This window comes from Micromonospora sp. NPDC005194 (genome assembly GCF_040608335.1).
Lineage (GTDB): Bacteria > Actinomycetota > Actinomycetes > Mycobacteriales > Micromonosporaceae > Micromonospora.
The window spans coordinates 14,721-27,639 of the sequence record NZ_JBEXIA010000012.1; the positions used below are offsets into that span (position 1 = coordinate 14,721).

The window sequence follows — 12,919 nt, forward strand, 5'->3', positions numbered from 1 at the left end:
GCACCCAGCAACAGCGCCCGTCACCGAGGTCAAAGCGAACTCGCTGGATGTCACACAAGACGCACACCGGCGGCACCGATGACTGATGCCCTACCGATCACCTCGGTCTGGCTGACCTGCCAGATACCCGCCCGTGACCAGCGGCGGGGCCGCTACGTCCGCCAGACCTCCAGCCACCCAGCCAAGATGCTGCCTCACCTGGCCGCACACGCAATCAGCTCGTACAGCGAGCCGGGTGATCTGGTGTTCGACCCGATGTGCGGGGCGGGCACCACGCTGGTCGAGGCCATGCACCTCGGCCGGCGGGGCATCGGGATCGACATCGAGCCCCGCTACGCCGCATTGGCCGAGGCCAACATCGCCTTCGCCGCGTCGAAAGGGGCGACCGGCACGGCGGCGGTAATCACCGGGGACGCCACCGGTCTGCTCGACCTGGTACCCGCGTCTGTGGTCGGCCGGGTAGGACTCGTGCTGACCTCACCGCCGTACGGGCGCGGGACCCACGGCCTCGTGCAGACAACGAGTACCGGGATGCGCAAGCGGAACCACCACTATGGGGACCGGGAAAGCGGCAACCTTGCCTACGCGGGATGGTCCCGCTTGCTCGACGGGTTCGCCTCGATCCTGGCCGCCAGCTACCACCTTCTACGGCCCGGCGGGACCGTCGTGATCACCTGCCGGCCGGTACGCCGCGAACGCGACGACCTGATCGACCTACCCGGCGAACTACTCACCACCGCCCGGTCGGTCGGGTTGACTGCCGTGCAGCGGTGCGCGGCGATGCTCGCCGCCGTCCGCGACGACGGACAGATCGTGCACCGGGCCAACATGTTCGCACTGATGGCGGTACGTCGCTCCCGTGACGACGGCATACCTGTGCACCTCCTGGCGCATGAGGACGTATTGATCCTGCGCCGATGCTGACCACCGCTCGACACATTCAGGGCTCCTGGACGAACACGTCCGACACGGCCGCCGCCGACCGGCTTGGCCGAGGCGATGGCTCCGGCCATCTTCGACACCGGGCATGTCCGGTCCGCCGCGGCGACGGCACATGACGGCCGGGTCCCGCTGGCCGGTCGCGCCTCACTGGGAACTCAGGGCAACCGCTAACCGGTGGGGCGAGCCCTGGCCGGGCAGCGGGACCGGTGCGACGCTCGAGAGCGATGAGTCCCGCGTCCCGCCGCTGGCTGGGCAGCTGGACCCGGCGGCTGCCGGAGTTCGCCCGGCGGGATGCGGTCCCGCCGGGTCCCGCTCCCACGGGCAGACCTGACAGCTGCGCGGGCCCGGCCGGGCTGTCAGATTCCGCCAGGAGGCCGCACCTGACAGCCGGGCCGACGGCACGTCCCGCCCGGCTAACCTGAGGGTTCTCCTTACTCCTTATGTGCCGCTGATCTGATGCCCCGCGCGACGGCATCGCGCCCACCACTTCTGGTCGGCCGCCGCCGCCAGCCTCGGATCGGGCACCACACATGCAACGCCCCTCGCTTATGCGATCGGGGCGCGGTATCCCCATTCCCTCAGGCGGTCACCACCCGGTGGCCGCCTTCCTGCTTTCCTGTGGAGGACGACATGCTCCAGAACACCTGGTACCTGGCTGACGCCGACTGGTTCACCGACCTGCCCGGTGCACCTCGCCTCGACTCCGACGATGAAGCCGTCCTCGGTCAGGTCACCCAACTCTTCAACGACGAGTCCTACTTCGACCCGGCCATGACCGTCGCCGCGACGCGCGTGATGCTGCTGGCTGTCGAGCACCTCGGCGGGACCATGACCTACGGCGTCCAGACTCACGACCTGACCGAATTGGCCCGGCTGCTGTGTGGCCTCAACCTCGTTCAGGCCCACCTGACCCAAGCCGTTCACCGAATCGCCGAGCGCGTCAACGCTCGCGCGTTCGTGGGTCTCGATGAGGCGCCGGCCGCAACCGTGCGAGCCGTCACCGAAAGCCTCAGTACCGCCGGCGCCAACGGCGAGGTGTTCGCCGGCCACCTCAAGGAGGCCCACCTGGCCCTGCGCACCGTGACCACGTAAGTCCAACTCCACCCAGGAGGCGCGTGATCCGGCGACGGACACGCGCTGCTCGGCCAACCCGCACGACACGGCCGATGCCCGGCCGACCGCGCGAACCCCGATGCGCGACAGCGACCTACGGGCCTTCATCATCCACGAACCGGGCATGCACCCCGGTCTGTGCCGCCTACTGCGCGACCGGCTGCCCCATGCTCGCCGGCCGCCTGAGCCACTACCGCGCGACCTCGCCCGCCGCGCGACTGGCCGACCTCGCCGTCACCCACCACGGCGACCCCACCGGCACCCGCCGAGCGCTGGAACCTCGTCGGGCCACCGGCTACCGGCCCACGATCCACTCGCTCACCGGTCAGCCCGCCGCGATGGTGCTGCCCGAGTAGATCCTGCGCGCCCGACCGGCCGGTCCGCTCGTACTGCGCAGCCGTGCCAGCCACGGCCGAGACACCGCGGCCGACCCCGACTCCCACACCTGACCGAACGGAGTTCTGCCATGAACCTGCACGTCATCGCCGTGTACCACAACACCGACAGCCGGTTCTTCCCCTACGAGCCCGGCCACACGCTCACCCAGATCATCTCCCACTGGCGGCACCTGCCCACCACCACCCCGGAGCAGACCGCCGACTGGATCTACGGGCTGTTCAACGTCGACCTCGACCACCTGGAGACCGGACGGGCGACGCCAGCCGGGGAGGCGGACTTCCTCATCGCCTGCACGTACCGGCTGCTGCGGCTGCGCTCCCTGTCGACCGGCGACGTCATCGCCGTCACCGCCGACGGCCACACCACCTGGCTCGCGTGCGAGTTCATCGGCTGGAAGCACATCGCCCCGCCGACCACCATCACCGGACAACCGCTCACCGCCGAGGCGGTCTACCAGCACCTGCGGCGAGGCCGGCATGCGTGAGCACCCTTGCGAGCAGCACCAACCCGGCAGGCACACCGACACCTGCCTGACCGGCCCCTGCGGGTTCTGCGGCACCAACCTGCACACCACCGCCTCCGGAGGATGCCGGTCCTGCCAACGCATCGTGTGCGACGCGTGCGACGCCGGATATCAGCCCGACCTCGGGCCTATCTGCCGCGCCTGCGCCCAGCCGCGCGACGGCGCCGGCCAAACCCCGGCCAGCTCCAACCCGCTGAACGGTGACGAGCTGCACCGTTTGTGCGTGTTCGAGCTGGCCCTGTCCTGCGGGCACCTCGTCACCGTCGCCCTGACCGGCTGGTACCCGGTGTCGGTGGCCTGCTGCGACCGGCTCGGCGGCACCATCCAGGGCGGCCTCTACGTGTCCTACGCCTCCCACGTCGACTACGTCACCCTTCGCTCCGAGCGGTACGAGTACCCACCCAAGGGCACCCCGCCCGCGCCCGACCGGCTCATCGACCGGCGGCCCCGTACCGACGAGCCCTACCCGTCGCGCCCGGGTGGCCCGGTCAGCGCTGGACGCTACCCGGCCCGCGTCGGCGCGGCCTGGAGCCTCGACGGGCCGGTCCCGCTGGCCGCCACCCACTGACCTCTCGACCCGCCGCATCGAAGGCGCGCCGCCGTACGGCGACGCACACAGAAACAACGGCCCGCCTATGGCGGGCCGTCGTCGTATCCATGGACCCGCGACGCCTCGCCTAGGAAACGTACGCGTCGCGGGTTCTCCATCGAGATGGAGGAACCCAGTGTTCACCACACTCCTCGTGATCGCCACCATCGTGGCGGCCATGCTCGGTGTCGGTGTCGGCTACCTCGCCACCCGGCCGACCGCCACTCGGCTGCGCGCCGAGCTGGCTGACGCCGCCTGGCAGCTGACCCACGACCCGCTCACCGGCCTGCTCAACCGCACCGGCCTGCGGACCATCCACACCGCCATCGCCGCATCCGGCGACCCGCAGCCGATCATCCTCATGCTCATCGACCTCGACCAGTTTAAAGAGGTCAACGACGTCCACAGCCACGACGTCGGCGACGACCTCCTCATGGAGACCGCAGACCGGCTCGGGCAGCTCGCCGATTCCTTCGGCGGCATCGTCGCCCGGCTGTCCGGCGACGAGTTCGCCGCCGTCCTACCCATACGCCACCACCCGATCGCCGACATCGCTGACAGGTTCACCACCGTGATCGCCACGCCGGTCAAGGTCCAGGCCGACAGCGGCCCGGTCGCGGTCACCGTCACGGCCAGCGTCGGTATCGCGATCGTGGCCAGCTCCGACCAGTTGGAGGACGTCGCGCTGCACCGCGCCGACACCGCCATGTACCACGCGAAGTACCAGGGCGGCGACCGGCACATCCTCTACACGCCTGGGATGACCATGCCCGAGCGTGGGCGCCGCCGAGGGCGGCGCTTGCGCGATCTGCGCCGTGACCAGCGTGGGGGTGCCGAGTGAACCTCGCGACTCTCACCGCCTGCGCGACCTGCCGCCTGGCGCTGACCGAGCGCCCGGACGGGGACAGCATCGTCTACCGGCATCCCGTCACGGAAGGACGACACGATGTCGCCCCGGTCGACGCCGGACAGCTATCGCGGGTCTTCAACCGCTGCCACACGTGCACCGGTGCGCCCCCGGTCTGGAACTACCGCACCGGCCTCATCCAGATCGGGGCACTCGCAGCGGGCGCAGTCGAGACCTACAACGACCAGTGGCATGTCTGCTGCCGGTGCGCACAGTTCATCGAGGCCGACGACTCCGACGGCCTCACCGCTCACTGCGCCGCCCTCATGCGCTGGCTGCCGCACAGCGACGAGTACACGATCCTGCGCACGCTGCACCGCGGCATCATCATCGGCCGCGACGGCAGCAGAACGCTCCTCACCACCACCGACTGGCCACCGGCCCGGATCACCGCCGAGATGCTGCCGAAGATCCGCGACCGGTTCACCAGGCTCCTCCGCGGCCCGGCGAACCTGCCCGAGCCCCTCAACGACCTCGGGCAGCGCCGGACCCTGGCCAACCACCTCGACCTTGCACCCCTGTACTGGATCAACCAGGAGTTCACCGACCTGGTCAACGCGGTCACCGACGACCAGCCCTCGGCGACGGTCACCGACGACATCGCGTCCGCGCCGGCCGGGCTGATCACCTGGCCCGAACCGGTCGGCCGTTCCCGGCAACTCGCCGCCGCCTCCTGGACACCCCACGCCGACGGGTGGCACCTCGTCGGATACCGCAGCGTCGGCAGCGCACTGGACGACGACCTGATGCCCACGCTGCGACACGAGATCGGCTGGCTCGTACCGATCCACACCCAGTACGTCGCCCGCGGCACCACGCTCGACGGTCGCCACCCGCTCGGACCTCTCATCACGACCTGGCTGCTGATCAACCAGCAGATGGCCGAAGCCGTACCGGCGAGGCTGCCCAAGGGCACCACCAGGGCCTACGAGCGCAGCCAGCGCCCCGCCCCCGAGGTCAGGATCGTGCGGATCAAACCGCAAGGCGCCGACCCCAGGCCGGAACGGACAGAGCCTGGCAGTCCTCGTAGCCGGGCCACGCCCGACCACCGATTCTGGGTCTCGGGCCACGAACGACAGCAGGCGTACGGCCCCGGCCGAAGCCTGCGCCGACCAGTCGACATCCAGCCGTTCCTCAAGGGCGATGAAGACCTGCCGATCAAGCTGAGCACCACCGTCCGCGTACTCGGCAGCCGAGGCACCGGCAAGAACCCGAACACCGACAACAGGTAAGGCCGGCGTGCGAGGCGGTGGGCTCGCCGCCGCCTCGCACGAGAGCACGGTCCGTAAACGGTCCGTTTGTCCTCATCGCGCCGATCGCCGCCGATGTCGCTGTCATCGGTCGCGCGACATCGCTGAGCGTCCTCGCCCCCTTGGCCAGATCACCACCCGTACCGTCCGCGCCCCTTCCCGCAGCAGGGCGTGTGCCGGGTGCGGCTCACCTCGCCCAGCGGCGGTCACCACCAGGTGGCGGCCGTCCTGCTGTCTCCTTGGAGGACACATGCACAGTCCTACCCCCCACCTGACAGGCGGCGACTACCTTGCCGCATCACCCGAAACGGTCCGCCTCGGTTACGGGCTCGCTGCCCTGTGCGGCGTCGTCGAGCTCATCGGCGATGCCGCCAGGTTCAGCGTGGCCCAGAGCCTCACCGCCGTGCTGCCGGCCGTGAGCGACAGGCTCTGCGCCGCCGCTGCCCGCAGCGAGATTTGCGGCGAGCGCCCCGGCAGCCGGTCGGTGCCGCGATGACCACCACGAACTCAGAGGAACTCCGGGCGCTGCGCACCGAAACGATCGCCGCTATCGAGCAGCGGGACCTGCTCGCCGCGCAGGCCCGCCATGAACTCATCGACGCCTTGCACTCCGGGGTGATCTGTCGGCCTGGTTGCGAGGACGCCATCGCCACCTGGGGGTTGGAACCACTATCGCAACGCTGGCCCGTCTCCGCCGACGGCGAGTTGTCGTACACGCGAGGACACACCGACGCGGATGAAGCCCGCGAGCAGAGCCGTTGGGAAGTACCGGACGAGCTACGCCAACTGTTGCCGGGAATGGCGATCTATACGAGGCAGGTCGTCGACGTGACGCCCGCTCTCGACGGGAACGACGACCATCCCGGGGCCAAGCGTTACCGCATCACGGTGCAGGTCATGGTGCAGCAATGGGTCACGGCGACCCGTGAGGCGATCGCGCACACCATCGCGCGTACGACGCTGGAGACTCACCTGCCGATGCTCGCCGACGCCGGGATCAGCCTGACCCGGCTGACATGGCAGGTCGCCGACGAACCTGACGACGTCACGCCGGATAGCGCAGGCAGGGTGGTCGGCGCGGGGGAGTTGGCCGCCGCCAGCGACGACATCGCCGCCGTGACCGCGGTACGTGACGCCGCGGTACAGGCACTCGCTGACCTGCGGCACCGCATCCGCGTCCGGGCGATCCGCGCCCTGGTCGACGACGAGTTCGGGGGCCGCTACGAGCACGCCGCGGAACGGGTCGGTCGGTTCCTGGTCGATCTCGGCCTCGACCGTCTGCCCCGGGCACATCAGGTCACCGTGACGGCCGACGTGATGCTGATGGTCGCCGCGGCCACCGCCTCGGAAGCGGGCGACACGGCATGGGCAACCATGCGGGCGATCACGACCAGCAGTCCGGACGAGTCGCGGCCGTGGACCGCCTACGGCTGGGTCAACACCGAGTACGCCACCGCGGACCAGAACCGCTGGCGAGTCCGGTGGCGGCACGAGTACGAGATGTGGTTACGCGGGCACGGTGGCCCCGACGATGCCGCCACGGTGGCCGAATCCCTTGCCCGCGCGGACCTGCTACGGGCGCTGGCCGGCGTCGGCCACGACCTGATGACGGTCACCGCCAGCGTCGAGGGTGCGGGCATCGACGTGAACCTCAACCCCGACACCGACTGAGCTGCCGGGGCGCCGACCAGCGGGGCACCCCGCCGGTTTCTCCGAGGGTGAGCGGCAGCCCAGCTTGGTGCCACTAACCCTCCGCCGTACGCACTGCGTTTCATCAACCACCGGCAGCAGCGGGCGAGTAGGACATCGTCCTCGTCTGACTTCTGCCGCTCACACCAGCACAGATGTGGAGAGCACCATGTCGTTTTCCGAAAACAAGCTCACCGTCCGGTCCCCGGGCGATCTGGTGACCGCCGTGCCGTACCTCATCGGATTCCATCCCAGCGACGGCAGCATCGTCGTGCTCGCCCGCAGTGGCAGCCGGATCATCTTCGCCACCCGGGAAGACTTCCCCGCCCCCGGCGCGCCGGCACGGGAGCTCACCGACCGCGCCGAGCACCTGGTGCCGATCGTGCGGCGGCAGCAACCCATCACCGACCTCATGATCATCGGCTACGGCGAGGCCGGACAGGTCGACCCAGCGTTGCGCACGTACGGCCACGCGTTCACGGCCAGCGGTATCCGCGTCCGGGAACTGCTACGCGTCAGCGCCTCCCGGATCTTCAACCTCACCTGCAACAACCCGGCCTGCTGTCCTGCGCAGGGGACCCCGTTCGACCCGACTACCAGCCTCGTAGCCGTGCAGGCAACCGCCGCCGGGCAGGTCGCGCTGCCGACCCGGGCAGCCCTTGCCGCCCGAATCGCGCCCGTAACCGGCACCGCCCAGGACAGCATGCGCCGCGCCACCAGCGGGGCCGCTACCCGCCTCAAGGCATTGGCCACCACCGGAAGCACCGCGGTGTACGAGGCTGGCGCCCACGCACTTCACGATGCACTGCGACAGCACGACAGCGGCAGGCGCATCGCCGACAACGACCTGGCCTGGCTCACCTTGCTCCTCACACGGACAGCCGTGCGGGACCTCGCCATCGACCTCACCGAGCCACACGAGCAGCACGTCACGTTCTGGGTCGACGTCACTCGCCGCGCCGACCAACGGCTCGTGCCGGCACCCGCGACCCTGCTCGCGCTCACCGCGTGGCGCTGCGGCAGCGGCCCCCTGGCCCTCATGGCAGCAGAGCGAGCCCTGCAAGTCGACCCTGCGTACCAGCTCGCCGGCCTGCTTCTGCAGGCACTACAAGCCGGAATGCCTCCCTCCGTGTTCGAGCAGGCGCTGACCGAAGACGAAACCCGACCTGGCCGGCGGCCCACCCTCGAACAGCCACGCCATGAACCTAACCACGACGACCCCGGCCCGGAGTTGCCGTGACGGGCCCTCCAAGCCGGCACCCGCAGCTGCGCGGCGACACACCGCAACCAACCCGGCACATCCTCGGCACCGACGCCGGAAACACCCGTGTAGGAGGAGTAACCACAATGGATCCCGTACGCAACATTCTGCTCGCCCTCGCGAAGCATGCCGAACAGGCCCGACTGGACTGGCAGGCAGGCCGTGCCGCCGTCCGCGCTCGCGGTGAAACGCCCAGCCGGACCGAGGCATTCGCCCACCACATCCAGGCCAACCTGTGCCTGACCGCCGCGATCGACGCGGCGGACCTTCCGGCCACCTTCCGCGTCCACGACATCACGCTGTCCCGAGACTCCCTCGTCGCAGCCCAGCAACTCCGCGAGATCGTCCTCACCTACGACCGCCGCAGCGCAATCGAGGCCGAACACGAGGCAGCCCGCCTGGCCTACAAGTCGGCATTCGCCGAGCCGGTCAACGAACAAGAGCAGCAGTACATCGACATCCTCGCCAGCCTTCCCGTAGCCCGCCGCGACAAGATTCTCGACTTGGCCGAGGAGCACGCCCGCCACCCGAAAGCGTGATTACCTACCAGGCCGAATAGTCGCCCTGCCCAACCATCACCCATCGGGGCGCAAGCAGCGGGGGGTTGCAGCCGCACCGCATCAGTGCACCCTCTGAATCGCCGGTCGTCACCCGGCCGTCTCCGCGCGAACCCTGCGCACCATCCGGGCACGGCCAACACGGCCGTGCCCGGATCCCACCAATCCAAATTCCTCGCGCGGGACGGTGGCTCGACGCTGTCGATGTAACCCGACACCAGGGACGCTTCGAACTGGTCGATGCCACGCCGCTACCCTCCTGCGGGCCGGTCGGCGACGTTCCCCGGATGGGCACAACCACGCTGTCCGCCTTCAACTGGTCCGGCGATCCGGTTGACACCCCCGGCTGGAAGTTGCTCTCCACCCCACCGGCCGCGACACGTCCCACGGGTACCCCGACCGGTCCTGCGTCGGCTGTTCTCGGATGGCCGGACTCCACGTCCGGAGCCGATGGCCAAGCCCTCGGTCGCGCTGGGCACCATGTGGACGGCGAGTCACGCGAGCTGCTTCTGACGGTCTCCCCGTGGCCCCACCCAGACGGCTCGAGGTGGCCCCAGTACGGAAGGCACCCGACGCCGAGTCCGATTACGTTCAGTTAGAAAAATCATGGCGGACTTCCCGTGCTGCAGCAATCCAGGCGCCCTCAACTGCCGATGAGCGCGTATGCGTAGAGAGCGCGGTAGGCCCGTGCCTGACTGCGATGATCGACGCGTGACGCACATCCCGGACCTGGCGCCCTATGACTACTACCCGGGCGCCCCGGACGCCATCGCCATTGGTTGGCTGGATTCGAGCATGCCCTTTACTACAGGAGCCTGCCCGCAAGACGTTCGAGATCGCTTGGTGAGCCTCGGCGCCAAACCAGTACGGCTCATGCGTGGGTACCACTACTGCCAGTTCTGCCAGGCCGCGGTCGAGCCTCCGCGCGTGATTCGGGCCGACATTCGGCTCTACGAAGCTCCCGATGTTGCGCACGGGAACGGCGAGATCTGGCTCACCGGGGTGGACGGGACGAACTTCGCTGCACCGGCGCTGATCGGCCACTACGTTGAAGAGCATCGCTACCTGCCACCTGATGGCTTCATCGAAGCGGTTCGGACCGGTGTCCCCACCCCCGGCGTCGCATAGTGGGGATCCGGCTTCTGCCGCACTCGGCTGGCAAGTGAAGGTCAGCCGGACCGGCACCAGATGGCCGCATCGACGCACGGTGGTCGGCAGACGTCGCGTGCGCAGTAAGGCCGATGCCCTTGCGCAACTGCCGGACCTCGTCGAAGTGGTCCATCGCCAGGGCCCTCAAGCGCTGTCGATAACCGCGTAGCCGTCTGCGTCTCAGGCCGCGTCGGCCCTTCGACCGTCCTGTCACGCTCAGTGCGGTCAGCTCAGCGGGACATTCGGCTCGACGCGATCGTCGCGCGGAGGGTTACCGGATCTGCCGCCGACCGGGCGCACCGCCGCTTCGCGGACGGTTAAGCTGGCGCGATCGGCTTGCCACTGCTGGAGGCGCGATCGGTGTGAGCTTCGCGGGCAAGGGACGAGTCAACTTCTCCGTACCGTGGTCCCGGCTCGAATTGCCCGCGGGATCTCGGCGACATCGTCGACACGATTCAGCAGCAGGGCAAGTTCCTCGGCGGACGCGGGTGAGCTCAGCTCGACCTGGTAGGTGATGCCGCGCGATATCCACGTCTGCGTGTCGAAACCCCCCTCAGCCGATACACGTACCCCATGGATGCGGATGCCGAGCTCGCCTGCCTCCCGGTATACATCGTTCAGGACGCATCCAGCCGCAGCGAGGTGCAACAGGTGGGCCCCGGTGAAGCCCGCCTCGACCGTGACGCCCTCAGGGGTCCACCGGTGTGGGAACCGGATCGCATCACCATCAGCTGATCTGAACGAGCCAGCACCGACCACGACTGCAAATCGCTCCACCGGTTGCCCCCGTCCGCTTGGCCTCACCCGATCGGCTCATTGTGATCCGTCACCCGCATCACCACTAGATACCGAGGCATCCGCTTCTGCCGCATAGCGCGCGGTGAGTCGCTCGGCCCAGCGCGGCTTGGATCAAGCCAAAGTAGCGGAGCGTCACATTCTGTGAGACGGCCGGGGTCGTAGGGCGGGCCGCTTTGAGCCGTCCGGTGTGGCCAGGTGGGACCGTCAGAACCGCGAGGCGGAGAGCTGACTGCTGAGCGTGTTTCCCAGTGGCACGGGGAAGAACGGACGGCTGCACGGCCGTATGGTGATGGCCGTGACCGATGTGACGTACACCCGCCACAGTGCCGAGGCCGCCGCCGGGTTGATGGATGAGTTGTGCACGGTCTACGCAGACGCCTACGGCCAAGTCGCTGGTGAGGACACGACGGTCAAGGCCGACGCGTTTCGTGACCGTGCCACCGGTGCGTTGAGTGCGCGCAACTACGAGCTGGTCACGGCGCGAGCGGATGGTGAGCTGGTTGGCTTCGTGTTTGGCTACAGCTTGCGGCAGGAGCGCGACTGGTTCGCCGGCCTGGATCCGGCTCCCGAGGCAGGTTTCACCGACGAGCGCGGCGGCGAACGCACCGTCGTCCTGGCCGAGATCGAGGTGCGCAAAGCTTGGCAAGGTCAGGGGGTTGGACGCAGCTTGCACGACACGTTCTTGGGAGGGCGTCTTGAGGAGCGTGCCACGCTGTCGGCCAACCCGGACGCCACCGCAACTCATGCGCTGTATGAGGGATGGGGCTGGCAGCGGGTGGGCACTAAGCCCGGCCGGCCGGGTGCCTACTACCGCGAGTACGCAGTGTTCGTGCGCCGACTTCCACTACTTGATCGACGGTGAACGGTAGGCGTCGATCGACTGATCAAGTTGCTTGACGGCGCGGGTCCGCTTCCACGGGTCGAGTCCGCGGCGTAGTTCCTGGAGTCGCTGCTCGATGCGGCGCGTCGAGTTCAGCGATGTCAGCTCCACTACTTCGGTGATGGTCTGGCAGGCCAGGCCGATGTTCTGCTGGCGTGCGAATGCCTCAGCGCGATACAGCAGCCGGAACGAGCGGTTATGTAAGTTGCCGTCGTCGGTGAGGTCCAATGCCTTTTCGGTCGCAGCGAGAACTTGGTCGGCGCCCTGGAACTTCAATGCACTCTGTGCGCTGGTGCTCCAGAAGAACGACTCGTCGTAGAAGTACCACCACGACTGGCGGGGGCCTTGGTCGCTCAGCGCCGCTTGCAGGGCCACGTACTCGCGGTCGAGGGTTTCTTTCGACCGATCGGCCTGGCCGTCGGCGGTGAGGGCGCGCACGGCCACGTCGGCGGCGTAAGCGCGGGCGTAGGGGCTGCCGCTCTGGTCGGCCCAGGCAGCGGCGGCGACGGCATGGTCGAATCCGACGCGAGGTTGGCCCTGCCAGGTCGCCAGGTGGCTCATCGTGCAGAGGATGTAGGTCACCAACTCCACTGCCCGCGCTTCGTGCGCTGCGCTGCGCGCGTCGTCGTAGAACCGCTGTGCGGAGTTGTAGTCGCCCATGTTGAAGCACAGCCAGCCGGCCAGTTGTGTCAGCTCGGCGTAGGCGGCGACTGCGCGGTCACGGTGGTGGCCGTTGGGTGCGGCTTTAGCTTGCTGTTCGGCGATGTGCCGGTAGGCCAACGCGCTGGGCAGGGTTGAGCCTGCCCCGAGGACGTCGCCCTGCTTCCGCAGGTTGGGCATCATGGCCTCGCAGTGCGCGAGC

At 68.8% G+C, this 12,919-nt stretch carries 15 protein-coding genes; 13 read left to right on the top strand and 2 right to left on the bottom strand.

Annotation, left to right across the window (positions count from 1 at the left end):
* Positions 1-78: 78 nt before the first annotated feature.
* The 12 genes from ABZU53_RS12810 (at position 79) to ABZU53_RS12865 (ending at position 10,358) form a co-directional block, all read left to right on the top strand.
* Entirely contained in the window at positions 79-924 is an 846-nt protein-coding gene (locus ABZU53_RS12810; protein WP_355065804.1) for a DNA methyltransferase, read from the top strand.
* A gap of 648 nt (positions 925-1,572) precedes the next feature.
* Positions 1,573-2,034, top strand: a complete 462-nt coding sequence (locus ABZU53_RS12815; RefSeq protein WP_355065806.1) for a hypothetical protein — start codon at positions 1,573-1,575, stop codon at positions 2,032-2,034.
* Between the two features lie 188 nt (positions 2,035-2,222).
* Positions 2,223-2,411, top strand: a complete 189-nt coding sequence (locus ABZU53_RS12820; protein WP_355065808.1) for a hypothetical protein — start codon at positions 2,223-2,225, stop codon at positions 2,409-2,411.
* Positions 2,412-2,521: 110 nt separating this feature from the next.
* Entirely contained in the window at positions 2,522-2,938 is a 417-nt protein-coding gene (locus tag ABZU53_RS12825) for a hypothetical protein (RefSeq protein ID WP_355065810.1), read from the top strand.
* Entirely contained in the window at positions 2,931-3,545 is a 615-nt protein-coding gene (locus ABZU53_RS12830; RefSeq protein WP_355065812.1) for a hypothetical protein, read from the top strand. Before ABZU53_RS12825 ends, ABZU53_RS12830 begins: the two co-directional genes overlap by 8 nt.
* A 157-nt stretch (positions 3,546-3,702) precedes the next feature.
* Positions 3,703-4,407 (top strand): GGDEF domain-containing protein, encoded by a 705-nt coding sequence (locus ABZU53_RS12835; protein WP_355065814.1) that lies wholly within the window; start codon positions 3,703-3,705, stop codon positions 4,405-4,407.
* Complete coding sequence (locus ABZU53_RS12840; RefSeq protein WP_355065816.1) at positions 4,404-5,705, top strand: hypothetical protein; 1,302 nt, start codon at positions 4,404-4,406, stop codon at positions 5,703-5,705. The genes ABZU53_RS12835 and ABZU53_RS12840 overlap by 4 nt, the downstream gene beginning before the upstream one ends.
* A 268-nt stretch (positions 5,706-5,973) precedes the next feature.
* Positions 5,974-6,219, top strand: a complete 246-nt coding sequence (locus tag ABZU53_RS12845) for a hypothetical protein (RefSeq protein WP_355065818.1) — start codon at positions 5,974-5,976, stop codon at positions 6,217-6,219.
* Positions 6,216-7,394 carry a hypothetical protein gene (locus tag ABZU53_RS12850; RefSeq protein ID WP_355065820.1) on the top strand — a complete coding sequence of 393 codons (1,179 nt, stop codon included), beginning with the start codon at positions 6,216-6,218 and terminating at the stop codon, positions 7,392-7,394. The genes ABZU53_RS12845 and ABZU53_RS12850 overlap by 4 nt, the downstream gene beginning before the upstream one ends.
* A 175-nt stretch (positions 7,395-7,569) precedes the next feature.
* Positions 7,570-8,652: a DUF4192 domain-containing protein gene (locus ABZU53_RS12855; RefSeq protein WP_355065822.1), complete on the top strand. Its 1,083-nt coding sequence runs from the start codon at positions 7,570-7,572 to the stop codon at positions 8,650-8,652.
* A 107-nt stretch (positions 8,653-8,759) separates the two neighbouring features.
* Positions 8,760-9,212, top strand: coding sequence for a hypothetical protein (locus ABZU53_RS12860; protein ID WP_355065824.1), 453 nt, complete (start codon positions 8,760-8,762; stop codon positions 9,210-9,212).
* Between the two features lie 729 nt (positions 9,213-9,941).
* The gene (locus ABZU53_RS12865) at positions 9,942-10,358 is read left to right on the top strand and encodes a hypothetical protein (RefSeq protein WP_355065826.1); all 417 of its coding nucleotides are present in this window, start codon (positions 9,942-9,944) and stop codon (positions 10,356-10,358) included.
* 408 nt (positions 10,359-10,766) lie between these two features.
* Here the strand turns inward: ABZU53_RS12865 and ABZU53_RS12870 are convergent, their stop codons facing one another.
* A complete protein-coding gene (locus ABZU53_RS12870; RefSeq protein ID WP_355065828.1) occupies positions 10,767-11,156 on the bottom strand; it encodes an OsmC family protein in 390 nt (129 codons plus the stop codon).
* 310 nt (positions 11,157-11,466) lie between these two features.
* Between ABZU53_RS12870 and ABZU53_RS12875 the strand changes: the two genes are divergently transcribed.
* A complete protein-coding gene (locus ABZU53_RS12875; protein ID WP_355065830.1) occupies positions 11,467-12,039 on the top strand; it encodes a GNAT family N-acetyltransferase in 573 nt (190 codons plus the stop codon).
* Here ABZU53_RS12875 and ABZU53_RS12880 read toward each other — a convergent pair.
* Positions 12,022-12,900 (bottom strand): hypothetical protein, encoded by an 879-nt coding sequence (locus ABZU53_RS12880; RefSeq protein WP_355065832.1) that lies wholly within the window; start codon positions 12,898-12,900, stop codon positions 12,022-12,024. The genes ABZU53_RS12875 and ABZU53_RS12880 overlap by 18 nt on opposite strands.
* Between the last annotated feature and the right edge of the window lie 19 nt (positions 12,901-12,919).

Excerpts from the sequence above, each read along its gene's own strand:
- ABZU53_RS12820 (WP_355065808.1), top strand. The coding sequence starts at position 2,223 with ATGCTCGCCGGCCGCCTGAGCCACTACCGCGCGACCTCGCCCGCCGCG.
- ABZU53_RS12850 (WP_355065820.1), top strand. The coding sequence starts at position 6,216 with ATGACCACCACGAACTCAGAGGAACTCCGGGCGCTGCGCACCGAAACG.
- ABZU53_RS12875 (WP_355065830.1), top strand. The coding sequence starts at position 11,467 with ATGGCCGTGACCGATGTGACGTACACCCGCCACAGTGCCGAGGCCGCC.
- ABZU53_RS12830 (WP_355065812.1), top strand. The coding sequence starts at position 2,931 with ATGCGTGAGCACCCTTGCGAGCAGCACCAACCCGGCAGGCACACCGAC.
- ABZU53_RS12880 (WP_355065832.1), bottom strand. The coding sequence starts at position 12,900 with ATGATGCCCAACCTGCGGAAGCAGGGCGACGTCCTCGGGGCAGGCTCA.
- ABZU53_RS12825 (WP_355065810.1), top strand. The coding sequence starts at position 2,522 with ATGAACCTGCACGTCATCGCCGTGTACCACAACACCGACAGCCGGTTC.
- ABZU53_RS12810 (WP_355065804.1), top strand. The coding sequence starts at position 79 with ATGACTGATGCCCTACCGATCACCTCGGTCTGGCTGACCTGCCAGATA.
- ABZU53_RS12860 (WP_355065824.1), top strand. The coding sequence starts at position 8,760 with ATGGATCCCGTACGCAACATTCTGCTCGCCCTCGCGAAGCATGCCGAA.
- ABZU53_RS12815 (WP_355065806.1), top strand. The coding sequence starts at position 1,573 with ATGCTCCAGAACACCTGGTACCTGGCTGACGCCGACTGGTTCACCGAC.
- ABZU53_RS12845 (WP_355065818.1), top strand. The coding sequence starts at position 5,974 with ATGCACAGTCCTACCCCCCACCTGACAGGCGGCGACTACCTTGCCGCA.